The following is a 24,874-nucleotide window of genomic DNA, read 5'->3' on the forward strand; positions in this document are numbered from 1 at the left end:
CGATGAGCAGGTACGGCAGTCGGCGGGGCGCCGCTCCGGTGCGGCGGCGGCTGGGCCCTTCCGGGCGGCGCCCTGTCCCCGCAGCGCCGCCCGGAAGGCGAACCCCCACCCCGTTGTCCGTCCAGGAGATGTCATGACCACGACCACCACCCCGGCGACACGAAGGCGCGCCCGTGCGCGCACGGCAGGCTCACTCCTCTCCCTGGGTGCCCTGCTCGCCACCTCCGTCACCCTGCTCACCGCCGGCCCGGCCGCCACCGCGGAGACGCTGCTGTCCCAAGGCCGGCCCGCCGCCGCCTCCTCGACCGAGGGCCCCGCCTTCCCCGCGTCCGCCGCGGTCGACGGCGACCGCACCGGAACCCGCTGGGCGAGCCAGTGGAGCGACGGCCAGTGGTTCCAGGTCGACCTGGGCCAGAGCGCCGACATCAGCAGAGTCGTGCTGACCTGGGAAGGGGCCTACGGCAAGGCCTACGACATCCAGCTGTCCGACAACGGCACCGACTGGCGGACCGTCAAGTCCGTGACCGCCGGTGACGGAGGCACCGACGAGATCACCGTCTCCGGCACCGGACGCTACGTACGCCTCCAGGGCGTCGCCCGGGCCACCGGATACGGCTACTCCCTGTGGGAGTTCCAGGTCTACGGCGGAGGTGGCGGCACCACCCCGCCCCCCGGCGGCGCCGTCCGCGTCACCGGCGGCCAGGGCAACTGGCAGCTGACCGTCGGCGGCCAGCCGTACACGGTGAAGGGCATCACCTGGGGCCCGGCGATCGCCGACGCTCCCCGCTACATGCCGGACGTGCGATCCATGGGCGTCAACACCATCCGCACCTGGGGGACCGACGCCGGCACCCGGCCCCTGCTCGACACCGCGGCCGCCCACGGGATCCGCGTGGTCAACGGCTTCTGGCTCCAGCCGGGCGGCGGCCCGGGCTCCGGCGGCTGTGCCGACTACGTGACGGACACCGCCTACAAGAACACCATGCTCGGCGAGATCGCCAAGTGGGTCGAGGCGTACAAGTCGCACCCCGCCACGCTGATGTGGAACGTCGGCAACGAATCCGTCCTCGGCCTGCAGAACTGCTACAGCGGCACCGCGCTGGAGGCCCAGCGCAACGCGTACACGGCCTTCGTCAACGACGTCGCCAAGAGGATCCACTCCATCGACTCCGACCACCCCGTCACCTCCACCGACGCGTGGACCGGTGCGTGGCCGTACTACAAGCGCAACGCCCCCGACCTGGACCTGTACTCGATGAACGCCTACGGCGACATCTGCGGAGTGCGCCAGGACTGGGAGGAGGGCGGGTACACCAAGCCGTACATCATCACCGAGACCGGCCCGGCCGGCGAGTGGGAGACCCCCAAGGACGCCAACGGCGTCGCCTCCGAGCCCACCGACGTGCAGAAGGCCGACGGATACACCAGGGCCTGGGAGTGCGTCACCGGTCACCGAGGCGTCGCCCTCGGCGCCACCGTGTTCCACTACGGCCTCGAGCACGACTTCGGCGGCGTCTGGTTCAACGTGGTTCCGGACGGCCTGAAGCGGCTGTCCTACTACGCCGTCAAGAAGGCGTACACCGGCTCCGTCGCCGGCGACAACACCCCGCCGGTCATCACCGGCATGACGGTGACCCCCGCCGCATCCGCTCCGGCCGGTGGGGAGTTCACGGTCCGCGCCGACATCCGCGATCCCCAGGGCGACCCCGTGAACACCAAGATCTTCCTGAGCGGCAACTACGCCAACGGCGACAAGCGGCTCGTCGAGGCGCGCTTCCGCTCCCTCGGCAACGGCACGTTCGCCGTCACGGCCCCCGAGAAGCTCGGGGTCTGGAAGGTCTACATCCAGGCCGAGGACGGCCGCGGCAACGCCGGCATCGAGACGCTCTCGGTGAAGGTCGTCGCCCCGCCCGTCGCGGGCACCAACATCGCCCTGAACCGGCCGGCCACCGCCTCCTCCTTCCAGGCCTCCTACGGCGACTGCCCCTGCCCGCCCGCCCAGGCCACCGACGGCAACACCGGCACCCGCTGGGCCAGCGACTGGAGCGACCCGCAGTGGATCCAGGTGGACCTGGGATCCGTGCGCTCCTTCAACCGCCTCCAGCTCGTCTGGGACCCGGCCTACGCCCGCGCCTACGAGGTCCGGGTGTCCGACGACGGCACCAGCTGGCGCACCATCCACGCCACCACCAGCGGGGACGGGGACGTCGACACCATCCAGGCCGCCGCCACCGCCCGCTACGTGAAACTCCAGCTCACCGCGCGGGGAACCGGCTGGGGCTATTCGCTCCACGAGTTCGGCGTCTACAGCTGACGGGCGCCCGACCTCCCGAGCCGTACACGCCGTGACCGGCGCGCGGCGGCGGGTCCCGTCGCCGCGCGCCGTCGCCCGTACAACCGACCGAGGAGATCCTCATGAGAATCCGTGGCAGGACCCTGCCCGCGTTGCTTCTCGCCACCGCCCTGGGCGTCTCGGCCCTGTCCGTGAACGCGCTCACGGCCGCCTCCGCCTCCACCCCCGACAGCGCGCCGCCTGCTGTCTCCGCCCACGCCGGACACGTGATGGGCGCGTCCGCCCTCCCGTCCGGCGACGACCCCGACGGCGACGGGTACATCCTCGCCAACCCGCAGGTCACCGGCGTGACCCCGTCGACCGCGGTCCCGCCGCCGGCCTACCACCACGAGTTCCAGGCCGGCTGCGCCGTCACCCACGCGGCGGCGGACGACCCGATCCTCTACCCCGGCCGGCCCGGCGCCTCGCACGACCACACGTTCATGGGCAACACCACCACCAACGCCCACTCCACCACCGCGTCGCTGACCGCGGGCCCGACCAGCTGCACCGCGCCCGCGGACGCGTCGGCGTACTGGATGCCCTCGCTGTACAAGGGCGACCGGAAGATCCTGCCCGTGGGCCCGCAGGTCATCTACTACAAGGCGGGCGTGACCGACTACCGGAGCGTGCGGCCGTTCCCCAAGGGACTGCGGTTCGTCGTCGGCAGCCCGACGCAGAGCGCCCAGGAGTTCCGCAACCACAAGGGCTTCGTCGAGGGCTGGGAGTGCGGTGACAGCTTCTTCAACACCGACTTCCCGGCCAGCTGTCCGAGCCGGCCCGACGTGCAGCTCAACCTCCGTTTCCAGGCTCCCAGTTGCTGGGACGGGAAGTACCTCGACACACCCGACCACAAGAGCCACATGTCCTACACGGTGGTCAAGCCCGGCACCAACGACAACATGTGCCCGGCCTCCCACCCGGTCGCCCTGCCGATGATCGAGTTCAAGATGGCCTGGCCGGTCAACGGCGACATGTCGCAGGTCCGGCTCTCCAGCGGCAGGGGCTATTCCTTCCACTACGACTTCTTCAACGCGTGGGAGGAGCGCACCCTCAAGGCCCTCGTCGACCACTGCATCGTCGGCGGCCTGCAGTGCGACACCCGGGGCTTCGACCTCTACCGCCCCGAACGCGGCGCCGTGCTGAACGCCGACCACCGCCTGCCCTGACCCGCATCCCGTGCGGCCCGGACGTCCACCACGGCGTCCGGGCCGTCCGCGCGCCACGGCCCCGAGCCGTTCCGCCTCCCACCGAGCGAGGAGATCGCCCCTCATGACCACCACCGTGCCGTCCGCCACCGCCGCGTCCCCCACCGCGGACCACGACGCTCTGATCGACCGGCTGCCCCCGGACTTCCGCTTCGGCGCGGCCACCTCCGCCTTCCAGATCGAGGGAGCGACCGCGGAGGACGGCCGCACCCCCTCCATCTGGGACACCTTCTGCCGCGTCCCGGGGGCCGTCGACAACGGCGACGACGGCGACATCGCGTGCGACCACTACCACCGCATGCCCGAGGACGTCGCCCTGCTCGCCGGCCTCGGCCTCGACACGTACCGCTTCTCCGTCTCCTGGTCCCGTGTCCAGCCGCACGGGCGCGGTCCGGTCAACCCGGCCGGCATCGGCTTCTACGACCGGCTGGTCGACGAACTCCTGGCGCGCGGGGTCACCCCGTGGCTGACCCTCTACCACTGGGACCTGCCCCAGGACCTCCAGGACGCCGGCGGCTGGCCCGCCCGCGACACCGCCTACCGCTTCGCCGACTACGCGGAGCTGGTCCACGACCGTCTCGGCGACCGCGTCGAGCACTGGACGACGCTCAACGAGCCCTTCTGCTCGGCCGTCCTCGGCCACGTCGAGGGGGTCCACGCGCCCGGCGGCCGCTCCCTCGCGGACGGCGTGCACGCCCTGCACCACCTGCACCTGGGCCACGGCCTCGCGGTCCAGAGGCTGCGCTCGGCGGCCCGGCGGCCCCTCGACCTGGCCGTCACCCACCTCCTCGGCACCAGCCGGCCCGCGACCGACACCCCGGCCGACCGCGAGGCCGCGCGCCGGGCGGACGCCCTCGGATTCCGCTTCTACCTCGACCCGATCCTGCGCGGCTCCTACCCCCGGGACCTCGTCGACGACCTGGCCGTCCACGGGATCGAGATCCCGGTCAGGGACGGCGACCTGGAGACCATCGCCGCCCCCATCGACACCCTCGGCGTCAACTACTACCGCTCGATGCGCACCTCCGGCGTCGACGAGAGCGGTGTCACCCACGACGCCCACGGCATCCCGGTCACCCGCAACCTGCCGCACGGCGGCCTGCCCGTCACCGGCCTCGGCTGGGAGGTCATGCCCCACGACCTCACCGAGCTGCTGCTCCGCGTCTCCCGCGACTACCCCGGTACTCCCATGGTGATCACCGAGAACGGCGCCGCCTACGACGACCACCCCGACGCCCACGGCTTCGTCGACGACACCGCCCGCACGGCCTACCTCGCCGCCCACCTGGCCGCCGTGTCCCAGGCCCGCCTCCACGGAGCCGACGTCCGCGGCTACTTCGCCTGGTCGCTCCTGGACAACTTCGAGTGGGCCTACGGCTACGCCAAGCGCTTCGGCCTGGTCCGCGTCGACTACACCACCCAGACCCGCACCCCCAAGCGCAGCGCCCTCTGGCTCCGCGACACCGCCCTCCGCGTCCGGGGCGCCTCCGCCTCCGCGTGAGAGGCCGCAAGGCCCGGCGCGCCTTCTCCCTCGACGGGCGCGACGCCCCCGGCGACACCTCGCACCCGCCCTTCGCTTCCCCTGACCACACGATCGCGCGCTGACGCGAGGGCGCTAGGGTCATGATCACTACAAGTGGAGCCCCTACAAGGAGAGTTCATGAGGACAAGCCTCCGCAGACGTCTGTCGGCGGCCGTCACCGCCCTGGTGCTGACGGCCGGCGCCATCGGTTCCGCGCAGAGCGCCACCGCCGAGGAGACGGCGCCCGCCGAGGCGGCCGCCGTACCGGCGCTCGGGCCGCTGTTCAACACCCCGACGTCCGCCGACCCGGCCGCGCAGAACGCCATCAAGAACCGCGTCCGCGAACTCGTCGCCGCCGCCGACGACGGCTCGACGATCCGCATGGCGATGTACCACCTGTGGGACACCACCATCGCCCAGGACCTCGCGACCGCCCACAGCGCGCGGGGGATAGCCGTGCAGGTGGTCCTCGACGAGACGACGGTCAGCGCCCCGGAGGGCAGCCCCGCCTCGTACGACACGCTCAAGGCGGCGCTCGGCACCGACATCACCCAGAGTTCGTACGTCACCCTGTGCGCCAAGGGCCGGTCGTGCCTGGGCTCGACCACGAGCGGGATCAACCACAACAAGTTCCTGCTGTTCAGCAGCGTCGGCGGCGGCGCGGCGACGCAGGTCGTCCTGCAGACGACCTCGAACCTCACGCCCTCGAACTACTCGCGCTACTGGAACAGCGCCGTCGCCGTCGCCGGCAACGCCACCCTCTACGCCGCGTACACCTCGTACTTCGCCAAGCTGACGCAGCAGAACCGGGCCGCCTGGGAGTACACGTACGCCGGCGCGGGCGACTACAAGGCGTACTTCTTCCCGCGCGCGGGGACCACGGACGACACCGACACCGTCGTCAACGCCCTCGACAACGTGGGCTGCACCTGGAGCGACGCGGCCGGCACCCACCGCACCGCGATCCGCGTGGCGATGCTGAAGATCACCCGTCAGGCGGTCGCCGACAAGCTGCGCTCCCTCGCCGCGGCCGGCTGCACGGTCGACATCGTCTACAGCGAGACCGACACCGGCACCTGGAACGCCCTCCACGGCCAGACCCGTCTCACCCCCCGCTGCTACCAGCACGACCACGACTCCGCCTCCGGCACCCCCAACCGCATCGTGCACTCCAAGAACCTCATGATCGACGGCATGTACGCGGGGGCGCGGGAGAAGCTGGTCTTCACCGGCAGCCACAACTGGAGCGGCCCGGCCCTGCGCGACAACGACGAGACGATGCTGCGGATCACCACGCCCGCGGTGTACGACGCGTTCGTGGCCAACTTCGCCCAGACGAAGGCCGCGGCCTTCCCGGGCACGGCGGACGACACCGGCGTCTGCCGCTGACCCCCGCCACGGGGTCTCGCCCGCCGGCTGCCCCGGTCCCGCACAGGCCGCCGGGGCAGCCCCTCCGCCCCGCGCCCGGTGCGGCAATCGGCGCAGCCGGCAGGCACCGCTCCGCCGGCGGTGGTGCCATGGACGTGCCTCTCCGGCCCAGGGGAGGCGCGGAACCACACGGCCCCCGGTGCACCCCTTGGAGAACCATGTCCCACGCCAACCCCTTGAAGGGACGTACGGCGGTCGTGACGGGAGCGGCGCGCGGTCTCGGCGCCGGGCTCGCCAGGGAGCTGGCCGGGCGGGGGATGAGGGTCGCCCTGCTCGGGCGGGAGGCCGAGACGCTGGAGCAGGTCGCCCGACGGCTGCCCGCGGAGAGCCGGTGCTACGAAGTCGACGTGACCGACGACGACCTGATGGAACGGACGGCCCGCCGCGTGACCCGGGACCTCGGGGAGCCTTCGGTGGTGATCGCGAACGCGGGCATCGCCGAGGGCGGCCCGTTCGCCACCTCCGACCCGCGGACATGGCGCCGCGTGATCGAGGTCAACCTCGTCGGCAGCGCGGTCACCGCCCGGGTGTTCCTGCCCGGACTGCTGGCCTCGCGGGGCTACTTCCTGCAGGTCGCCTCGACCGCGGCCTTCGGGTCGGCCCCCATGATGAGCGCCTACTGCGCGTCGAAGGCCGGGGCCGAGTCCTTCGCGCAGTCGCTGCGCGCCGAGTGCGCCTACCAGGGCGTCGGCGTCGGCATCGCCTACCTGCACTGGACGGACACCGACATGGTGCGGGACGTGGACGCCCACGACGTCCTGAGGGAGCTGCGGGCCCACATGCCACGCCCGGCGCGCAAGGTGTACCCGGTGGAGCGGGTCGCGACCTGGCTGGCCGACGCCGTCCTGCGCCGCTCCGCCACCGTCTACGCGCCACCCTGGCTGCGCGTCGCACAGCCCCTCCGCCCCCTCCTGCCCCTGCTCGTCGCCTGGACATCGGCCCGTACCCTGCCGCGTCTCGCGGCGGGAGGCCCGCTGCCCGCGACCGGGCTGCTCGGACCGGGCGGACGCGCCGACGAAGCGGGCGGTGACCGCCCCGGCGGCCGCTGACCTGCGGCAGCCGCGACGGCCAACGGGCGTTCCCCCGGCCGGGCCACCGCCGCCGCCGACGGGTGTGCGGCCGCCGCGCCCCGGGCACCAGTCCGGCATGGAACTCGATGACGGGCACCCCCACGACGCGCGCCGCGTGCGCCCCGAAGGAGTCGGCGACCTGACGGTGGAAGCGCTGGGCTCCCTGTCCAAGGCCCTGGAGACGACCGAACGGGCTCGCGGCCACCTCTACTCCTTCCACCAGCTCACCGGCACCGCCGATCTCGAACTGGACCGGGCGGTGGAGCTGCTCAGGAAGGCGGGCCACGGCGAGTGGGCCGACCTCGTCCTACGGGAGATCCTGGGCCGGAACGTCATCCCCGGGCACTGGACGTACCAGATCATCGAGGCGTACGACCGGACGTACTACGAGCCGTTCAAGGGACTGGAGCGCGACGCCGTCGCGGCGCTCGCCGAGGGCCGCGACCACCTCTACGAAGCCGAGATGAAGGAGAAGCGCCGCACCCACGGCCACCGGGACCACACCGCCCAGCCGGAAGGACGCCACGAGGGGCCCTGAGGGGCCCCGGGAAGGGAGCGGTTCCCCGGCGCGCCGGGGCCGTGGCCCGCCCCAGCCGCCGCTCCCCGGTCCGGCCGGACCGGCCGGACACGTGCGTGCACGGCGTCGCGACCCGGGCGAGACCCCACTGACCCGGCCTAGGATGACGTCATGGCCGTCGATCTTTTCGCAGGCATCCCGGTGGAGGACTACGCAGCGGCGCTCGCCTGGTACGAGAGGCTGTTCGGCGCCCCGCCGGCGTTCCTCCCGAACGACACGGAAGCCGTCTGGAAACTGGCGGACCACCGCTACGTCTACATCGAGCACCGGCCCGGCCGCGCCGGACACGCCCTGCACACGCTCTTCGTCGACGACCTCGACGGGCGCGTCGCCGCCATCGCCGGCCGCGGGATCTCGCCCACCGGCCGCGAGACCTACGCGAACGGCGTCCGCAAGGTCACGTACCACGACCCGGACGGCAACCAGATCGGGTTCGGCGGCGCTCCGCTCTGACCCGGTCGGCCGCGAACGGGGTAGGGGTTCGTGCATGCAGACATTTCTCCCGTACCCGGACTTCACCGCGTCGGCAGCCGTGCTGGACCCGAGGCGCCTGGGCAAACAGCGCGTCGAGACCCTGCAGGTCTTCCGGGGACTCACCGTGCCCGGGTACGGCTGGCGCCGGCATCCGGCGGTGCGGATGTGGGCCGGCTACGAGGAGGCCCTGGTGCGCTACGGACTGGACGTCTGCGGGATGTGGACGGCGGAGGGGCGCCCCGACACCTGCGCCGCCACCCTGCTGGCGGACTACCTTGCCTGGCGGCCGGGGGCCCTCGTGCGCGAACAGGACGACCTCACGGCCGACGGAGAGATGCCGCCCTGGCTCGGCGACCCGGCGTTCCACCGCAGCCACCAGTCCGCGCTGCTGCGAAAGGCCCCGGAGGTCTACGCCCACCGCTTCCCGGGGATCCCCGACGACCTCCCCTACGTCTGGCCCCCGTCGGACCGGGACGGCCGCGCCGACCCGGACGGCCACGCCGACCGGCCCTGAGGACCTGCGGCGGGATCCCACGCGCCTCGCCGCCCCGGCCGTCCGGCGCCGCCGGAACGCCGCCCCTCCGTACACTGGGACGACGCCGTGTCATCGGCACGCGCCGGCCCGGCACCCGCCCCGCCCGGCACCCGCTTCAGCACCGTGCCAGCGGAGAGGACATTGCGACAGCGTTCCGGAGAACCGGGGGACGAACCGGTGGACGAATCGGTGGACGAATCGGTGGACGACGCCGAGGGACTGTTCAGCATGAGCGACCTCCTGGCGGCGGCGGCGCCGGCCGACGCGCCCGGCAGCCGCTCGTTCCGCGACGGAGCGCGGGCGCGCAAGCTGCTCCGCGTGGCGGAGATCCACGCCGAGCCCGCCGCCGCGGCCTCCTGGCGGGGGCGCCAGATCATCGCGCGGTTCCCCGAGGCCCGCCTCGTCGAGACCGACTCCCACTGGCGCATCCCGCACCTCCACGGCAACGAGGGAAACGTCGAGCGGTGGGTGAGGGTCAAGCGCGAGACGCTGGTCCTGGGGGAGCGCAAGTCCTTCGGTGTCCGGCCCAACGGCCGGTCCGCCGACTGGATCGCCCCCGGCCTCTCCAACGGCTGCGCCATGGCCTGCGCGTACTGCTACGTCCCGCGCCGCAAGGGCTTCGCCAACCCCATCACCGTCTTCACCAACGTCGACCGCGTCCTGGGCAGCCTGGGCCGCCACATCGCCGCCGCGGGCCCCAAGCCCGAACCCAACCAATGCGACGCGCACGCCTGGGTGTACGACGTCGGGGAGAACGGCGACTGCTCGGTGGACGACCTGATCAGCGACAACACCGCCGACCTGATCAACGCCTTCCGCCGGTGGCCGACGGCCAAGGCGTCCTTCGCCACCAAGTTCGTCAACCCGGACCTGCTCCGCCTCGATCCGCAAGGCCGCACCCGGATCCGCTTCTCCCTGATGCCGCCGGACGACTCCAAGCTCCTCGACATCCGGACCAGCCCCGTCCCGGACCGCCTAGCGGCGGCGGCGGACTTCCTCGACGCCGGCTACGAGGTGCACTTCAACCTCTCCCCGGTGGTGATCCGTCCGGGCTGGGAAGCGGCCTGGGACGAGCTGCTGCGCGCCATGGACGACGTCCTCCCGCGACGGGTGCGGGAGCAGGCGGAGGCCGAGATCATCATGCTCACCCACAACCAGGACCTGCACGAGGTCAACCTCGGCTGGCACCCCCGCGGCGAGGAGCTCCTGTGGCGCCCTGACCTCCAGCAGCCCAAGCGCTCGGAGAACGGCAGCTGGAACGTCCGCTACCGCAACGCGGTCAAGGCGTCCGCCGTCGAGTCGATGCGCCGGATGATCGAGACCCGCGCCCCCTGGCTGCGCGTGCGCTACGCCTTCTGACCCGCCCCGGACCGGCGCCGGAAGGGTTGGCCCCGGGGGGACGGGGCACCCGCTATCTCCGGAACCAGGGGAGGGGCAGGACATGACAGGAGTGGGGTCACCCGCGGCGGTGGCGAGACGAGCGGCCCACGGGGACGCGGTGAGGGCGGGCGCCCGGGCGGGCCTGGCGGCGCGCGGAGTGCTCTACCTGCTGATCGGCGTCCTCGCCGTACGCATCGGATGGACGGGCACCGGTGAACAGGCCGACCGGGGCGGCGCCCTGACCGAGGTCGCCTCCACCCCGTTCGGCGCCGTCCTGCTGTGGGCGCTGGGCGTGGGGCTCGCCGGAATGGCGGTGTGGCGTCTGACGGAGGCCGTCTTCGGCGCCGCCGGGCCGGACGGGGGCCGCGCGACCAAGCGCGCCATGTCCGGCCTCCGGTTCGTCTTCTACGCGGTCGTCTCCTTCCTCGTGCTCTCGTTCGCGGCGGGATCCCGGGGCAGCGGAGCGGGGTCGAGTGACCGCCAGAGCCAGGACGTCACCGGCCGCGTCCTGGGTCTCCCGGGCGGCCAGTGGTGGGTCGGCGCGGTGGCGGCCGGCATCGTCGTCGCGGGACTGTGCATCGCGGGCAGCGCCTGCCTGCGGAAGTACCGCAAGCACCTGAAGTGGGGCGGGATGTCCACGAACCAGCGCCGCTTCATGAACGTCACCGGGGTCGCCGGCGGTGTCTCCCGCGGCCTCGTCTTCGCCGCGGTCGGCTTCTTCGCCCTCAAGGCCGCCGTGCAGTTCGACCCCGCCCAGGCCAAGGGCGTGGACGACGCGATCCGCTCGTTCGCCTACACCCCCGTCGGCCCGTGGCTGCTCATCACCGTGGCGGTCGGCCTGGCGCTGTTCGGGGTGTTCTCCTTCGGCGTCGCCAAGTGGCGCGAGGTCTGACCGGGAAACGCCCACGGCGGCGGGAGGGGCGCTCGCCCGTCACCGGACGGCGGGCGGCCCGGATCCACTGCTCGTAGCGCGTGGCCGCCAGGTGTGCCTCCGCCCCCGACGAGGACGTCACCGGCGACGGCCGCGAGCATGCGGTCCGCCGCCGGAGAGGTGGTCCGGGCGTCACCGCGGGCGGCGAGGACGAGCCCGCCGAGGCGGACGGGTGAGGATCTCGCGCATGCCGGCCGAAGGGGAGCCCGCGGCAGCGTCCGCGACCGCCTCGACGACGTCCGCGGCGGCGATGGGCCGGAGGCGGGTGCCGGGCAGGCGGAGGGTGGAGACGTCAGAGCTCCAGGACAGGATCACCTCGACGAACTCGGGAACCGGGTGGCGCGCACGACGGGGGTACGGCGGGGGCCCTGCCTCAGGATCTCCTCCTGGAGGGTCCTGGCCCCGTGGTGGTCGAGCCGTCCGGCCTGGCACTGAGCCGGTGCCGGCGAACCCGCCCGGGGATCGCCGAGCCGGTGCCGGCGAAACCGGCTGGGAACCGTGGAGCAGACGACGGCGCCCCGGCCCGGCGGCCGTCGGCCGCTGTGCCGGGGCGCCGTCGGCCCCTGCCGGGCGTCCTACGCCGAGCCCGCCGAGTGGCGCCGCAGGCGGGACCGACTGCCCTCATGGCCGTCCGTGCCCTCGCGGATGGCCTGCGCCCGGTCCATCTCCGCCCAGCCGGCGCCCGCCTGGGTGTTCGTCTCCTCCCGGGCGTTCCTGAGGCCGTAGTGCGCGATCAACCGCTCCTCCTCGGCCACCGTGAGGACCCCGTCGCGCTCCGGCGTCACCCGCGGAGCCCGCTCGATCAGGGCCAGGGGGTACGGCACCGCCAGGCGCCCGTCCCTCGGCTCGGCACCACGAAGCGGGACGAAGGCGTCCCTCGGGCCCGTGCCCCGGTCGATGATCCGCGCCCACTCGGGCTTCCCGGTGGTGTCGTCCAGGAGGAAGTACTCCACGTCGCCCACGTGCCGCCCGCCTTCGCCGTCGACCGCGCATCCGGCCAGGGCCGCAAGCTGCCGCTCGGTGATCACTGGTGCTCCTCTCCCGTCCCGTCGCGCTCCCTGTCACCCGTCGGGTACCCTCGGCGGTCGTCGTGACGCGTCCCGGCCGCGGCCGGGATTCCCCGGGCCTACTGGCCGACCCGGCCGTCGACGCACTCGCGCAGCAGGTCGGCGTGTCCGCAGTGCCGGGCGTACTCCTCGATCCGGTGCACCATCAGCTCGCGGACCGCGATGCCCTGCCTGCCCACGCGCACACCCAGATCCGCGTGCTCGGCCAACGCGGCGTCGACCGCCGCCTGCTCGCGCTCCAGGTCGTGGTACGCGCCGTCGACCACGGCCCGCTCGGCGACGGCTCCGTCGAAGTCCGCGTCCTTCCCGCCGTACAGCCTCGGCAGCGGGTCACCGTCGCTGATCCAGTTGCGCCAGTCCCGCTCCACCTCGGCGAGGTGCCGGAGCAGGCCGAGCAGCGACATCGTCGACGGCGGAACCGACCGCCGGGCCAGCTGCTCCGGGTCCAGGCCCTCGCACTTCATCCGCAGGGTCAGGCGGTAGTTCGCCAGGAAGTCCAGCAGCGTCGCGAGCTCGCCGTCCGGACCGGCTCCCTCGTTGTCCCGGGGGTCGTCTGCGGGGTCCGCCCACATGTCGGGGTAGACGGTCGCCTGGGTCCATCGTGCGGGTTCGTCGCTCATGGAGATCATCCTGGCCGTACGGGGAACGCGCACGCCACCGGTTTCCGCCGGCGGCCGTCCGGCCGCCTCACCACCAGTAGGAGGGGTACTTCGGTGCGTTGCGGCGGATACGGGAAGCGGCGTACCCCGTCAGCACGAGCAGGACGGCCGAGCCGAGCAGCAGAGGAACGTACCGGGTGGGCGCGGGCGTCTGGAGAACGATCACGACGGCGGAGGCGCACGCGGGGGAGTGCGGGGTGCGGGCGGCCGTGTTCAGGGCGAGCGTGACACCGGCCGCCACCGCCGCGGCCCAGGGACTGCTGCCCGCGGCTCCCAGCACGGCGAAGCCCGCCACGGCGCCGACGAGGTGGCCGATCACCACGCTGCGGGGCTGCGCCAGGGGGAGCGCGGGGGCGCTGTGCACCAGGGCGGCGCTGGCGGCAAGGGGAGGTATCAGTACCGGCTCGTGGATGACGGCGCCGATCGCGACCAGGCCGAGCAGGACCGTCGTCGCGGCGCTGACGCTGTGGAAGGCGGCCGCCGGCGCGGGCCGGGCAGGGGCGCGGCCGGAGAACCTCGGCCGCCGGATCCGGGCGGCGCCGGGCCGCGTGGACGGGGCGGGCCGGGCGGACTCGGGGCGCGAAGGGGCGTCGATGCTCATGTGCGGTGTTTCCGGGGCAGGCGGCCGGGCGGCCGGGGCAGGGACGAGAACGGTGACGAGGACGGTGACGCCGACGTCCTACGGGTCTCTGTGATCGACAGCCGGCCCGGCGCCGCGTCTCGACCCGATGCGGCGGCGCGGCGTCCACGACTCTAACCAGCGGGTTTGCGTCGGAACGCACCGGGGGGCGGGACACGGCGGCGGCCGATGAGCCGGCGCCCGGTGCCCGAGCCAGGACGGTACGGTGCTTCTCGGGCCGGCAGCGGCGGCTGTTTCGGCCGGCTGACATGGGACAGTAGGCGTGTGCAGCCGGAGGTCGGGGTGGGTGGAGGCGCGGGCGTGGTACGGGCGAAGACGCAAGCGAGCCCCGGCGGAGACGCCGTGACGGCCCCGGTCGACGTGTACGACGTGTTCCCCGCTCTCGAGGCACCCGCCTACCTCGTGGACGACCAGGGGACCATCGCCCGGGTGACCGCGCGGGCCGAGGCCCTGTTCGGTAGGTCCGCCACGGAGCTGATCGGTCAGGACGCCCATGCCCTCCTGCACCGGGACGGCGACGGACGCACGATGCCGCGCGCCCAGTGCCCGATGATGCGGGCCTTCCTCGGCCGGCTGGTCGAGCACGAGGAGGAGGGCTGGTTCGAGCGGGCCGACGGCCGGCTGCTCCGCCTGTGGTGGCTCGTCGTCCCGTGCGCGCTCGCCGACGGCGGGAGAGGCGCGCTGGTCGTGTTCGGCGACTCCGCGCGCGCCCGGACCCCGTGGGACGGCGACGCCACCGCTGCCGCCGCTGTCCCGAGCCTCTCCGCGCCCGCCTCCGCCCCTCCTTCCGCCGCCGAGCCGTCCTCCGGACCGTCCCGAGCCCTGACGGAGCTCGGCCGGCTCGCGCTGCTGGCCGAGACGACGACCCGGCTGACCTCCACCCTCGACAGGGACGAGGCCCTGAAGCGGTTGGTCGCGCTGCTCGTGCCGCGCCTGGCGGACTGGGTGGTCGTCGACCTGCTGACCGAGGACCGGGAGGTACGCCGCGCGGCCGTCGTCCACCACCAGGACGGCGCCCTGGTCCACCGGACCGACCTGGAGGGATCGCTCCCGCCGGTCCCGCAGGAGTCGACGATGCCGCTCTCCCGGGCGTTGCGCGGCGCGGCGTCGGCCCTGGCCGGGCCCGACACGTACAGCGGGACCGCGGACTCCGGCATCGCCGTCGAGCAGCGACGCCTCTTCAAGGCCACGGGGATGCACTCCGCCGCCATCGCGCCCATCCGCACCGTGCGTGAGGTCCTCGGCGCGCTCACCCTCGGTCGCTCCGAACAGGCCGAGGCGTTCACGCCCGCGGACCTCTCTCTCCTGGAGGACATCACCCGCCGGGCCGGACTCGCCCTGGACAACGCGCGCCTCTACCAGCGGCAGCGGCGGGTGGCGGAGACCATGCAACGCCATCTCCTGCCGCACCTGCCCACCGTGCCGGGGCTGCGGATGGCCGCGCGCTACCAGCCCGCGCCGCACGCCTCCCAGGTCGGCGGCGACTGGTACGACGCCTTCACCCTGACCGACGGCGCGACCGCCGTGGTCATCGGCGATGTCGGCGGCCACGATCTCGACGCCGCCGCGGGGATGGCGCAGCTGCGGAACATGCTGCGGGCGTTCACCTGGTCGCAGTCGGGGCCCCTGAGCCAAGCCGTCCAACGTCTCGACGAGGCACTCGAACACATCGCGGAGGCCTCCACGGCCACCCTCGTCCTCGCCCGTGTCGAGCACGACGAGGAAGGCGGCTGGCGGTTGCGGTGGACCAACGCCGGTCACCCGCCGCCGCTCCTGGTGGGCGAGGACGGCAGTGCCCGCTTCCTCACCCCCGGCGGCGGCATCATGCTCGGCACCCGTGCGCGGCTTCCCCGTGCCGACCACGTGGAGGCCCTGCCGCCGCGCTCGACCCTGCTGCTCTACACCGACGGCCTGATCGAGTCCCGCACCCACACCCTCGACGACGGCCTGGCGCGTCTGCGTCGTGAGGCGGGGCGCCTGGCCGGCCGGCCGCTGGACGCCTTCTGCGACGTCCTGCTGGAGCGCGTACGGCCCGCGGACAACGACGACGACGTCGCGGTCCTGGCGCTGCGCGTCCCCGTCGGAGACGCCGGGGACGCGGACTGACTCCTGGGCTTACGGGAGGACCGTCGGGCGGCTCGGTCGTCGAGGGAGGCGGGAACACCACGACCTGCCCGTCGTCGTCGTGGTCGTCCCTGCACTCCCCTCAGGCCGCCGAGCCTCGCCCTCGCAGGCCGCTGAGCCGCCCACCACCCGGTGATCGGGCCGTGCCGGTCGTGCCCGGCCGATCCCCACGACAGCCCGGGAGGCCGAAGGGGCCCGTCGCTGTACGGAGGCGCCGTTTCGGGGCAGACGTACAACAGCGGCCGATGGGCGGCCGGGCAGGAGGCGTAGCCATGGCACAGGCACCCCGACCCGTTTCGGCGGCAGATGCGGCCCGGTCGGCCCTGGACGAGGTGTCCGATCCCTCCGCCAGGGCGGTGGCGCTCGCGCTGCTGGCGGTCTGTGACGAGCTGCGGGCGGTGTCCGAGAAGACGGGCAGCGTGGACGCGCGTCTGGAACAGGTGAACCAGTACCTCGGGGCGCTCGCCAACAAGCCCTGATCCCCGCCCCGCGGCAGGCGGGTCGGCTCACCCGGCCCGGTCCCGGAGCACCCCGCCCGCCGCGGAAGCGGGGCGGGAATCCGGGGCCGGACCGTGCGATCAAGGAGAACGGCCATGGGAAGGATCGTCGTCAGCGAGAACGTCTCGCTCGACGGTGTCGTCCAGGACCCGACGGGCGAGGAGGGCTTCGACCGCGGGGGCTGGTTCCTCCGGGTGGGCGACAAGGATCGCGAGGCCTGGGCCAGGCTCCTGTTGGACGAGGCCCTCGACGCCGAGGCGCTGCTGCTCGGGCGGCGGAGTGACGCGTGGTTCGCCGCGCGGTGGCCCTCCCGCGGGGGCGGTGGGCGGACCGGCTGAACGCCCTGCCGAAGTACGTCGTGTCCGGCCGCCCGCGAGAACCGGCGTGGAATGCGGCGGCGCCCTCGCGCGGTAAGGGTTGTCCCGCAAGGATCTTGACTCCGAGCGCGGAGCCGCTTGCAGAGTCGACGAGGTGCTCAGCCGGTGGTTCGTGAGGTGTCCAGGCACTGGGCGAAGCCGGCGAGCGTGTGGAAGTCGTTCTCCCGGAGGCCGATCCGTGGGTTGACGTGGTGGAGGAGCCCAGGCGCTTGGTGGTGCGCGGTCACGTAGGTCTGATCCAGCGCGCTCTGCTCGTCGTCCACCCAGGCGAAAGGACGGCCGCCTGCGTAGTCCACCAACGGTCCCGTCTTCCAGTGGACTCCATCGGGGCGTCCTTGGAGCAGGGCGTCGCCGAAGTTCACCAAGGGAAGTTCCGGAAGGCCGAGGACGGGTGCGATCCACCGGTTGGCGTCGTCCATCCATGTGGTGGCCCAGCACAGCTCGAAGCCGAGCCGGAGCAGGATGCGTCCGTGCTCCGGGTTGAGCCAGACCCGCAGGGGGCGTCGTCGGGACGACGGGCCCCTGTCCTGATGGGCATCATTCCGGGGGACCCGGAGTGTGGTGTAGCCGTCGGGGCGCCTCTCCGGCTTGGCTGCGTAGGGGTTGAGCGGCCCGTCCACGTCGAGGAACAGCAGTGGTCGGTTCACGGTTTCCCCCGGTTTTGCTCACTGTGGACTGCCTCGATCAGCGTAGCTGTGGGATTGTCTCGGAGTGAGGCCGGCCTGAGTGATGATCATGGTGTGGCGAGTGTGATCACGGCGTCGGAGCCGTCCTGGATAACCCCGTTCGCGGGGCTGAGCCCGCGCTGCTTCGGCAAGCTGCTGACCGCGCTGCGGCGCGATGGAGCGGATGTGATCCAGCGAGGCCGACCGTGGAGTCTGCCGCTGGAGGACAGGGTGTTGCCGGTCACGGCCTACTGGCGAACGAACCTGACGTTGCGGCAGCTAAGAGTTGTCCCGTAACTGCGGGAGCGTGAGGGCCTGCCCCCGGCTTCGCGGACATCAGAGAAAGAGAAGCTCGACGTCTTTCGCGACGCAGAGCCGCAGAACGACCGTCAGCTGTTGAGCCGCGTCGATGTGTGTCCGAGGGACGTCGACCTCATGCCGCCACTGGTCGACGATCGCCTCGAGCCGGGGCAGGAGCGCAGCGCATGCAATGGGCGAGAGCTCGCCTCCACCGTCGTCGGGGCGATCGAGGAGTGGTTCGAGCGAGGTGGAGACATCACTCCAGGGGCGTTCACCGCCGAAGCCCCACATCCCGTCGAGATCGAAGCCTTCGGCTCGCGCTAGCTGCCGCCGGAACGCGGCGAAGCCGCTGTAGGACCAGCCGACGTCGGGACTGCTCGTGTCTCCGTCTCCTGGGAACAGAGTCAGCCCCACGTCGTTCTCCCTCGGATCGTCGAATAGGCAAAGGATCGGTCGGCACCAGCGCCGTCACCACTCAGCTCCCCAGCCGTTTTCGGGGCGGGTGGGGACGCTCGTTCCTGGCAGGGCACCGCCCCAGCTCCACGCCGGGGCGTGCAGCAGTAGACGCAGCTTCACGCCCCAACCGCAATTACGTGCCTACTACGCCTGGCGAAGGGAGCCGATGATCACTCCGTCACGCTCTCGCCGCCATGCAGTCCAGCCGTCAGCCTGTGACCTGCTGCGGCCACCGCCGCTCCTGACGGAGTTCGATAGGGCTTGCCTTCGAAGGACAGCCGACCGTTGGGCAACACAGTCGCCTCGTGTCGCACCCCGAGACGAGGGCGGGACCAGTAGAGCACCTCGCCGACCTTCAGATCGCCGGACTCGATCATCGGCGAGAGCCCCCGGAGTCGTCTGGGACGCGGCGCTGGTCGCGCCCCCTCCGGCCTGATGTCGATGTGCGAGTCGTCTCCGACCGCCCTGGTCTCCACGGTGACGCCGGGAATGGCGACACGGATGATCACGCTCAACAGATTCTCCCAGGTTTGTCAATCTGCCTCTCCTGAGACGCTCTCGACGTGGGAGAGCCTGACAACCGGCTTTGGGACTCGGGTAGTTGTGACTATTGCGCATGCTCGACACCGGCGTCGCCCCGGCATGCCAAGGTGGACACCCGATTTCCGACCGGCGAGGTCGCGCATTCTGCTCGGCGGCGGCGAGGCTGGCCTCGATCGCGGCGACCTCGCCGAGCCGGCCCTGTTCCTTGGCCTCTTGGCTCGGATCTCCTCCAGCTTGGGCATCTGCTCAGGGTCGGGCCGTAGGAGGGGGCACCGGATGCACGCTTTTCTGAACCAGTAACTACGGTCCGTTGAGGCAGTCGGCAAACCTGTGGCACATGAGTACCGTCCCGGGCCAGGATGCGGCTATGCGTGATGTCCAGAGCGATCCCGAGTTGCAGGATCTGGTTCGGCGGTTCGTCACGCCTGATCGGCGATACCTTCGGCTGGGCGGGAGCGTTTTCCGGTTGAGCTCGGTTGAGCGCTCCGCGTTTGTGCGGGATCTTGCTCAGGCCGCGTACGAAATCACGCCGGCGGAGCTCGGCGTCCTCTTCGAGGGTGGATGGCGCGAGCGCAAGACTGCCGCCTGGCTGGTTGCTGTGGCCCACAGGTCCGAGTTCCGCGAGCTCATAGGTCGGCTCCTGCTGGCCAGTGAGGGGCCGTATGCGGGCGCGGCGTACTGCGTCGCCCTTGCGAAGTTCGGTACTGCAGCGGATGGCGAACTGCTCAGCGCATACCTTGATCACTACTTGCCGCGTCCCGACCTGGACTACGACCAGGCAGTCGTCCTTGGGACGCTGCTGTACCTCGATGAGATTCTCGGTTCCGAGTACACGACACGGTTCCTTGCCCCGGCCGGTCCCTGGGACCGATGGCTCGAAGTTCGGGCCGTGGCGGCTCTCGACCCGCATGACTGTCGGCAGGCCGTGCAGCAACTGTGCGCTTTCGTCGACGAGACCGCTGACGTCTTCGCCTCGCTGGCCTGCGGGAGCTGATCATGACCGAGCGGGACGTCATCCTCAACGAACTCGCCCAAGGACTGCGCCCGATGTCACAGGGCATCGAGTGGTTCGACACCCACAGCCCTGAGGAGCAGGCCGAGATACTCCTGTTCCTGCGCCGTGTCGTCGGCGGCGGAGTCGAGCACCGCGCTCAGGGCCTGCAAGGCGCCATCGTATTGGTGGCGGTCGAACTGGAACGGACCGAATGCCACGTAGGCCGTTTCCTTAGGAACACGCAGAATCGGACTGTGCTGCGTGTTGTGCGGCGTGCGCTGGAGTAGAGGGGCAGGGGTGACGCTCGTAGTCGAACTGCGTCGAGGGGGTTCTGTGTCACGGGCTGGGCGAAAGTCCGGACCTCGGCCGTCGGTAGGGATGCTGGAGCGGTTGGTCGATGACAAGGATGAGCTCTGGATGGCCGTTGAACGGCTAGGCAGTGAGCGTTTTCAGCTTCGCCACTCCAGGGTGACACCGTGGTCCTCGGTTGAGTCCTGGTAGCTCCTCGGCTGGGCCCGCCGGGCACGGTGGGTTGTCTGTGAGAAGACGCGGGCGGTCCCTTCGCTGAGGGCCGGGCTCCGCGCTTCGGGGCGGAAGACGATCGCGGGGGAGATGGAACACATGCTCGAAGTATCATCCCTGCAAGGTTCTCCGGCCGGTACTTCCCGACCTCCGCAGTGGCGTAGTCGGACGGAGACATCCCTGTGGAGAGGGCAGAGAGTGATGAGTGTGGCTGAGAGTTGGTCGCGTGTGATGAGTCTTCTTCGGGAGCACGCGCCGGCCGATCACGCGGATCTACCCGGGCCCGCTACGGAGGAGATGCTCGCGGCAGCCGAGGAACGGATGGGGATCTCCCTGCACGGGGACCTGCGGACATGGCTGTTGCAGAACAATCTGGATCTGCCGGAGGAAGATTTCGACGACGAAGTGCAATGTTGCGGTTTCGACGGGTTTCCGGACGAGGGGATCTTCTTTCTGGGCATCCGGGCGATGGAGAGGCTCTACGCGAACCGCTCCACCTCCTGCGGATTCGACCCTCCGGACCAGCCGGACCACCCGTTCTGGCGTAACGAGTGGATCCCGTTCCTGTCGGACCAGGACGGCTGGAGGGGAAAGTTCGTCGATGTGAGGGACGGGCGCGTCGGCCGCTGGTTCGTGGGTGCCCCCACGGTCACGGGCGAGTACGAGTCGATGGCCCAGTATTTCGACTCTGTGGCGGAGACGCTGACGAGGATCGCCGGTGGAAGCTCCCGGGTCAGTGGGTTCGTCGAAGGTCGGCTTGTCTGGTCGTGAGACGGTTCCCGACTGGATGACGGCCATTGCCCATCCGTCCTCACCCTGGAACGGCCATGAGATTCATCAGCGTTGACGTTCCAGGGTGAGGACGGCTGCGGCGATGACGGTCATGCGGTTGGGGCTGCAGCGTGCCCGGCGGAAGATCTGCCAGGACTTCAGCCTTGCGATGCTTCGTTCGACCGGTGCCCTTGCTGCCGACAGGCCGGGTTGATCGTTCGTTGGGTCGTGGTGAGGTCCCTGTTCGGGAGCCGTCTGATCGGCGTGGTCACCCAGGGGCCGGCTCCGATGTAGGCGCGGTCGGCGAGGACAGGGACGCCCTGGCGTTCGCAGATCCGGATGATGCGGTGGGTTCGGGCCGCGGTCAGGTCGTGGGTGCGGCCGGGCAGCGCGGGTGAGATCCACAGCAGTTTGCCTGCGGGGTCGGCGATGACCTGCACGTTCACGCCGTGGCGACTGGGTGGAGCGCGCACAGATTACCGACCCCGAACGGCACGCGTTCCGCTCCATCCACGCCAGTGGCGCCGTCCAGCCCAAGGGCATCACACGCGGGCGGGTCGGCGACATCATCACCGCCGCTGGCGCGCGGGCGAGAATCCCGGTGCTCTTCACGGGACACTCGGTCCGTTCAGGCATGGCGACCGAAGCGCGTCGGGCGAAGAAGGACCCGAATGCGATCGCGCAGATCACGGGACATATGCCCAACAGCAGCGTGCTCCACGGGTACATGCAGATCGTTGATCGCTGGGACGAACAGGACAACGCCTTGATCGGGATCGGCCTGTGAGCGACATTTCGTTCGTTGCCCCATCGCGGTGCGGCCGGATCACGGCGAAGCGGACTTCGTGCCGGGGTTCAGGTTCGATCCCTATCGATCGTGCGCCACGCACCTGACCGCCGAAGAGCGCGCCTCGTACCAGACGCAGAGCAGCCGTCGGCAGGGCAACCGTTGATCGCTGACAGCGGCTACCGCGGCGCCGGCCTGGTCATCCAGGACCGCCGGGAACGCGGCCAGGCCGAACTACCGGCCTGGAAAGACGCGCACAACGCCTCCCGCCGCAAGGTTCGCGCCCGCGTCGACCACGCGGTCGGCGGTCTTGCCGTTGCCGTGCTCGCCCGCCATCGCGTACGCGGCCCAGCCCTCCAGCGCGCCGAACGTTTCGCGGGGCACGTCGAGGAACGCGCCGCGCAGCTCCTCGGACTTCTCCTCACCGGCGAGCGCCACGGCGGCGCTGTAGGCCTTCGACAAGTCCAGCGTCACGTCGTAACCGCGGTTCCCGACGCGGTTCCGGGCGTCGGCGTACTCGAGGGCCTCCGCCACACCGCCGCGCCCGTACAGCTCGGTCAGGTCGCACCGGTCACCTCGGCGAGGGCCTCCGCCGCACGGAAGGGGACACGGTGGCGGTCACCCTCACGGTGCACACCGCGCAGCCGGGCGCAACGCTTCACCAGTTTCTCGTCGTCGCAGAGCAGCTGGTCGACACTCACGCCGCGCTCGGCGGCCGCCGCCTCGACCGCCTCGGCGAGGGGCCGCGCCTGCACCTTGCCGCGCGGGTCGACGGCCACCTTGGCCATGCACTCCCGAAGCTGCCGCCAAGTGACAAGTAGCTCTCAGTAGCGATGCCACCATGCTGCGGTCATGTAGTCGTCGGGGCGTTGTCGGGTGCTTCGGGGACGAAGCCGCAAAGCTGCGGTGCGCATTCGGCCTTGTGGTCTCGGCCCCATTGGGAGGTGTCGCGCTCGATGGAGCGGACGCGGTGGACGAGTCGCAGCTGGTCCTTCCGGAGCAATGTCGAGGGCAACGCCGTGAAGGTCTCGGGGAGTACGGCGACCATGCCGCTGACCTGCTCTCCGTTGTACATCTGCAGCAGCATGGTGCACTGCCACCAATCGATCTCGCCGCCGCGAGCGTTCGGAGTACCGGGCCAGTAGTAGTTCGCCGGATCCGGGAGCAGATAGTGGACGCCGTGGGGGGCGAGATGGGCGCGGAACCACGATCCGCCACCACCCAGGCCGAGCCGAAGACGTCGGGCCTCGTCGTTCAAGGCGCAGACCGCTTCGGTGTCGAGAGCCTTGAGAACGTTCGCTTCTGCGGGTAGCGGCTGCCGCCCGGCGGGGGCCTTGACCGGCCAGCGTCTGAGCAGAAGGCCCACCCGTTGCCGCGGCGTCATCGGCGACGGGGCCCTGCGGGATTGTGGCAGCGGCGGGGGTGGCGTCCAGCTTCGCCCTGCCTGTTCGATGTGACGCAGCATCCATGCACGGGCGTCCGGGCCGGCGGTGTTCCACACCCAGCTCATCGGCCGTTCGGCCATCGCCTGATCGAAGCTCCCAATGGGCTTGCCGTGGCGGGAGGGCCTCCGGGCACGTGGCCGTGCGACACCCGGAAGGTTGTGGCTCAAGTTGGCCAGGAACCTGATGCGGTCCAGAACCTCGTCATGGGAGGTGTCCTGCTTCCCGCGCTGTGCCCTTCCGGCCAGATGCCGTATCTCGATAAACGCCATGGCCGCCAAGAGCGCGGCCATGTCCCGGTCGAGGTCGGCCTCCTGGCTCCTCATGCCTGTCCACCCTCAATGCCGCCCTGAGAGAGGGTCGTGTGGGCCTGGGGAAGTGACAAGGAAATGCGACGGCGTGCGATGTCGACCTCAATGATCTTCACGGTGAGGGCGTCGCCGACCTCGACGACGTCTCCGGAGAACGCATCCAGCTCGCTGGTGTGCACGAGCCCCTGGAAGCCGTCCTCTCGGTCTTCGATGCGGACGAAGACGCCGAACGGCACCATCTTGGTGATTGGCCCGATGGCCACTTGGCCGATCCGTTGCGCTACCTGCGGCCACGGGTCTTCCTGCACCGCTCGGAGTGACAGAGGCACCCGTTCCCGGACCATGTCGACGTCGAGGACTTCGGCTGTGACCTCCTGGCCCACGCTGACGACGTCGGACGGGTGGTCGATCGGTCGCCATGACAGCTCCGGGATGTTGATCACCGCGGTGAAGCCGCCGATGTCCACAAAGGTGACGCCGAAGCTGGCGATGGACGTCACCGTGCCGGTGACGACCTGGCCGCGGCGCAGGGTCTTCAGGAACGCCCAGTCCCGGTCGCTGGGCGTCGGCTCGGTTTGCCAGCGAGCGCGGAGTACCCCGTCGCTGTCGGGCAGCACAGCGGTGAACAGCGGGAGATCTTCACCGACGTACATGCGGTATTGGTGAAGCCGGCTGTCGGGCTTCTCTGCGCGCTCGTCCCAGTCGACGGCCTTCACCTCGGCCCACGTGATCCACGTGGTGCTGTGAAAGCCGTCCTTGCCGTACCACTCGGTCAGCTGGGTGAACCGCGCACTCACAGTGGCCGAGGCGTCGGTGGGAAACCCCCGGCCTGCGGCCACGGGACGGAAGTTCGCGTAATTGCGGACGCCGAAGAGACACCCGAACGCGTCGTAGTTACAGACATCGCTGAGAGAGCTGAGGTCGTGTGCGCAGTACCAGATCGGCTCCTGATCGTCCCGCGGTGCCCGGTACTCAAGGAAGCCGCTTATGTCTGTACCCATGCCAGACATTCTCTCGATGCCGTCAAATGGTTTCGTCTGCACCAGACCGACCACCTACGCATACGTGAGCTGCCTGAGGAGGAGGTTCTGTGGTGGGAACAGCGCCCAGATGGCCTTCCCGTCACAGCACGGACCGCAGCTCTGACCGTGGTCCGGTGGACCCAGATGCGACCGGCACCGACGGCCTGTGATCCAAAGGAAACGGCCTAGGTGTATTGATCACGAGCGTTGTTGACACTCGCGGGTCTTGATCATGGCGA

General features: G+C 71.1%; 26 protein-coding genes and 4 pseudogenes. 19 read left to right on the plus strand and 11 right to left on the minus strand.

The window, feature by feature from the left end; genetic code table 11:
- The first annotated feature begins 133 nt into the window (after window positions 1-133).
- The 10 genes from AB0K65_RS31085 to AB0K65_RS31130 all read left to right on the plus strand — a co-directional run bounded on the left by AB0K65_RS31085 (window position 134) and on the right by AB0K65_RS31130 (window position 11,418).
- Complete coding sequence (locus tag AB0K65_RS31085; RefSeq protein ID WP_365722423.1) at window positions 134-2,314, plus strand: discoidin domain-containing protein; 2,181 nt, start codon at window positions 134-136, stop codon at window positions 2,312-2,314.
- Between the two features lie 101 nt (window positions 2,315-2,415).
- Window positions 2,416-3,501: a DUF1996 domain-containing protein gene (locus AB0K65_RS31090; protein ID WP_365722425.1), complete on the plus strand. Its 1,086-nt coding sequence runs from the start codon at window positions 2,416-2,418 to the stop codon at window positions 3,499-3,501.
- A 103-nt stretch (window positions 3,502-3,604) separates the two neighbouring features.
- The gene (locus tag AB0K65_RS31095) at window positions 3,605-5,041 is read left to right on the plus strand and encodes a GH1 family beta-glucosidase (RefSeq protein WP_365722427.1); all 1,437 of its coding nucleotides are present in this window, start codon (window positions 3,605-3,607) and stop codon (window positions 5,039-5,041) included.
- Between the two features lie 159 nt (window positions 5,042-5,200).
- Entirely contained in the window at window positions 5,201-6,451 is a 1,251-nt protein-coding gene (locus tag AB0K65_RS31100; protein WP_365722429.1) for a phospholipase D-like domain-containing protein, read from the plus strand.
- Between the two features lie 197 nt (window positions 6,452-6,648).
- Window positions 6,649-7,539, plus strand: a complete 891-nt coding sequence (locus tag AB0K65_RS31105; protein ID WP_365722431.1) for an SDR family oxidoreductase — start codon at window positions 6,649-6,651, stop codon at window positions 7,537-7,539.
- A gap of 97 nt (window positions 7,540-7,636) precedes the next feature.
- The gene (locus AB0K65_RS31110; RefSeq protein ID WP_365722433.1) at window positions 7,637-8,098 is read left to right on the plus strand and encodes a hypothetical protein; all 462 of its coding nucleotides are present in this window, start codon (window positions 7,637-7,639) and stop codon (window positions 8,096-8,098) included.
- Window positions 8,099-8,248: 150 nt separating this feature from the next.
- Entirely contained in the window at window positions 8,249-8,590 is a 342-nt protein-coding gene (locus tag AB0K65_RS31115; RefSeq protein ID WP_365722435.1) for a VOC family protein, read from the plus strand.
- Between the two features lie 34 nt (window positions 8,591-8,624).
- The gene (locus tag AB0K65_RS31120; RefSeq protein WP_365722437.1) at window positions 8,625-9,125 is read left to right on the plus strand and encodes an MSMEG_6728 family protein; all 501 of its coding nucleotides are present in this window, start codon (window positions 8,625-8,627) and stop codon (window positions 9,123-9,125) included.
- A 249-nt stretch (window positions 9,126-9,374) separates the two neighbouring features.
- Window positions 9,375-10,505, plus strand: coding sequence for a spore photoproduct lyase family protein (locus AB0K65_RS31125; protein WP_365722463.1), 1,131 nt, complete (start codon window positions 9,375-9,377; stop codon window positions 10,503-10,505).
- Window positions 10,506-10,587: 82 nt separating this feature from the next.
- On the plus strand, window positions 10,588-11,418 hold the full coding sequence (locus tag AB0K65_RS31130; RefSeq protein WP_365722439.1) for a DUF1206 domain-containing protein: 831 nt from the start codon (window positions 10,588-10,590) through the stop codon (window positions 11,416-11,418).
- 614 nt (window positions 11,419-12,032) lie between these two features.
- Here AB0K65_RS31130 and AB0K65_RS31135 read toward each other — a convergent pair.
- The 3 genes from AB0K65_RS31135 to AB0K65_RS31145 all read right to left on the minus strand — a co-directional run bounded on the left by AB0K65_RS31135 (window position 12,033) and on the right by AB0K65_RS31145 (window position 13,784).
- Window positions 12,033-12,485 (minus strand): hypothetical protein, encoded by a 453-nt coding sequence (locus AB0K65_RS31135; RefSeq protein ID WP_365722441.1) that lies wholly within the window; start codon window positions 12,483-12,485, stop codon window positions 12,033-12,035.
- A gap of 98 nt (window positions 12,486-12,583) precedes the next feature.
- Window positions 12,584-13,153: a DinB family protein gene (locus AB0K65_RS31140; protein ID WP_365722465.1), complete on the minus strand. Its 570-nt coding sequence runs from the start codon at window positions 13,151-13,153 to the stop codon at window positions 12,584-12,586.
- A gap of 58 nt (window positions 13,154-13,211) precedes the next feature.
- Window positions 13,212-13,784 carry an HPP family protein gene (locus AB0K65_RS31145; protein ID WP_365722443.1) on the minus strand — a complete coding sequence of 191 codons (573 nt, stop codon included), beginning with the start codon at window positions 13,782-13,784 and terminating at the stop codon, window positions 13,212-13,214.
- 381 nt (window positions 13,785-14,165) lie between these two features.
- Here AB0K65_RS31145 and AB0K65_RS31150 point away from each other — a divergent pair, with 381 nt between their 5' ends.
- The 3 genes from AB0K65_RS31150 (at window position 14,166) to AB0K65_RS31160 (ending at window position 16,783) form a co-directional block, all read left to right on the plus strand.
- Window positions 14,166-15,929, plus strand: a complete 1,764-nt coding sequence (locus AB0K65_RS31150; protein ID WP_365722445.1) for a SpoIIE family protein phosphatase — start codon at window positions 14,166-14,168, stop codon at window positions 15,927-15,929.
- 290 nt (window positions 15,930-16,219) lie between these two features.
- Entirely contained in the window at window positions 16,220-16,426 is a 207-nt protein-coding gene (locus tag AB0K65_RS31155; RefSeq protein WP_365722447.1) for a hypothetical protein, read from the plus strand.
- Between the two features lie 114 nt (window positions 16,427-16,540).
- On the plus strand, window positions 16,541-16,783 hold the full coding sequence (locus AB0K65_RS31160) for a hypothetical protein (RefSeq protein ID WP_365722449.1): 243 nt from the start codon (window positions 16,541-16,543) through the stop codon (window positions 16,781-16,783).
- A gap of 137 nt (window positions 16,784-16,920) precedes the next feature.
- On the opposite strand, the gene AB0K65_RS31165 is transcribed toward AB0K65_RS31160, so the two are convergent.
- Window positions 16,921-17,469 carry a hypothetical protein gene (locus tag AB0K65_RS31165; protein ID WP_365722451.1) on the minus strand — a complete coding sequence of 183 codons (549 nt, stop codon included), beginning with the start codon at window positions 17,467-17,469 and terminating at the stop codon, window positions 16,921-16,923.
- 93 nt (window positions 17,470-17,562) lie between these two features.
- On the opposite strand from AB0K65_RS31165, the pseudogene AB0K65_RS31170 reads away from it, so the two are divergent.
- Window positions 17,563-17,769, plus strand: a pseudogene (locus AB0K65_RS31170) (IS5/IS1182 family transposase); the annotation flags it as partial.
- 54 nt (window positions 17,770-17,823) lie between these two features.
- Here AB0K65_RS31170 and AB0K65_RS31175 read toward each other — a convergent pair.
- Window positions 17,824-18,201, minus strand: a complete 378-nt coding sequence (locus AB0K65_RS31175) for a hypothetical protein (protein WP_365722453.1) — start codon at window positions 18,199-18,201, stop codon at window positions 17,824-17,826.
- 212 nt (window positions 18,202-18,413) lie between these two features.
- A complete protein-coding gene (locus AB0K65_RS31180; protein ID WP_365722467.1) occupies window positions 18,414-18,752 on the minus strand; it encodes a hypothetical protein in 339 nt (112 codons plus the stop codon).
- A gap of 401 nt (window positions 18,753-19,153) precedes the next feature.
- Between AB0K65_RS31180 and AB0K65_RS31185 the strand changes: the two genes are divergently transcribed.
- The 3 genes from AB0K65_RS31185 to AB0K65_RS31195 all read left to right on the plus strand — a co-directional run bounded on the left by AB0K65_RS31185 (window position 19,154) and on the right by AB0K65_RS31195 (window position 21,073).
- Window positions 19,154-19,780 carry a DUF6000 family protein gene (locus AB0K65_RS31185; RefSeq protein ID WP_365722455.1) on the plus strand — a complete coding sequence of 209 codons (627 nt, stop codon included), beginning with the start codon at window positions 19,154-19,156 and terminating at the stop codon, window positions 19,778-19,780.
- A gap of 2 nt (window positions 19,781-19,782) precedes the next feature.
- The gene (locus AB0K65_RS31190) at window positions 19,783-20,067 is read left to right on the plus strand and encodes a DUF5958 family protein (RefSeq protein ID WP_365722457.1); all 285 of its coding nucleotides are present in this window, start codon (window positions 19,783-19,785) and stop codon (window positions 20,065-20,067) included.
- Window positions 20,068-20,533: 466 nt separating this feature from the next.
- Window positions 20,534-21,073, plus strand: a complete 540-nt coding sequence (locus tag AB0K65_RS31195; protein ID WP_365722469.1) for an SMI1/KNR4 family protein — start codon at window positions 20,534-20,536, stop codon at window positions 21,071-21,073.
- Window positions 21,074-21,139: 66 nt separating this feature from the next.
- On the opposite strand, the pseudogene AB0K65_RS31200 reads toward AB0K65_RS31195, so the two are convergent.
- A pseudogene (locus AB0K65_RS31200) lies at window positions 21,140-21,528 on the minus strand (transposase family protein); the annotation flags it as partial.
- Between the two features lie 5 nt (window positions 21,529-21,533).
- On the opposite strand from AB0K65_RS31200, the gene AB0K65_RS31205 reads away from it, so the two are divergent.
- Complete coding sequence (locus AB0K65_RS31205) at window positions 21,534-21,860, plus strand: hypothetical protein (RefSeq protein WP_365722459.1); 327 nt, start codon at window positions 21,534-21,536, stop codon at window positions 21,858-21,860.
- 147 nt (window positions 21,861-22,007) lie between these two features.
- A pseudogene (locus AB0K65_RS31210) lies at window positions 22,008-22,157 on the plus strand (IS5/IS1182 family transposase); the annotation flags it as partial.
- Here AB0K65_RS31210 and AB0K65_RS31215 read toward each other — a convergent pair.
- From AB0K65_RS31215 to AB0K65_RS31230, 4 genes and pseudogenes are all read right to left on the minus strand, one after another.
- The gene (locus AB0K65_RS31215) at window positions 22,095-22,394 is read right to left on the minus strand and encodes a hypothetical protein (RefSeq protein WP_365722471.1); all 300 of its coding nucleotides are present in this window, start codon (window positions 22,392-22,394) and stop codon (window positions 22,095-22,097) included. The pseudogene AB0K65_RS31210 and the gene AB0K65_RS31215 sit on opposite strands and share 63 nt — an antisense overlap.
- A gap of 23 nt (window positions 22,395-22,417) precedes the next feature.
- A complete protein-coding gene (locus AB0K65_RS31220; protein ID WP_365722473.1) occupies window positions 22,418-22,648 on the minus strand; it encodes a hypothetical protein in 231 nt (76 codons plus the stop codon).
- 62 nt (window positions 22,649-22,710) lie between these two features.
- A complete protein-coding gene (locus AB0K65_RS31225) occupies window positions 22,711-23,628 on the minus strand; it encodes a hypothetical protein (protein ID WP_365722461.1) in 918 nt (305 codons plus the stop codon).
- Window positions 23,625-24,248 (minus strand): annotated as a pseudogene (locus AB0K65_RS31230) (S1 RNA-binding domain-containing protein); the annotation flags it as partial. The gene AB0K65_RS31225 and the pseudogene AB0K65_RS31230, both read right to left, overlap by 4 nt.
- Window positions 24,249-24,874: the final 626 nt, after the last annotated feature.

The sequence above is a fragment of the Streptomyces sp. NPDC053755 genome, assembly GCF_040677675.1.
GTDB lineage: Bacteria > Actinomycetota > Actinomycetes > Streptomycetales > Streptomycetaceae > Streptomyces.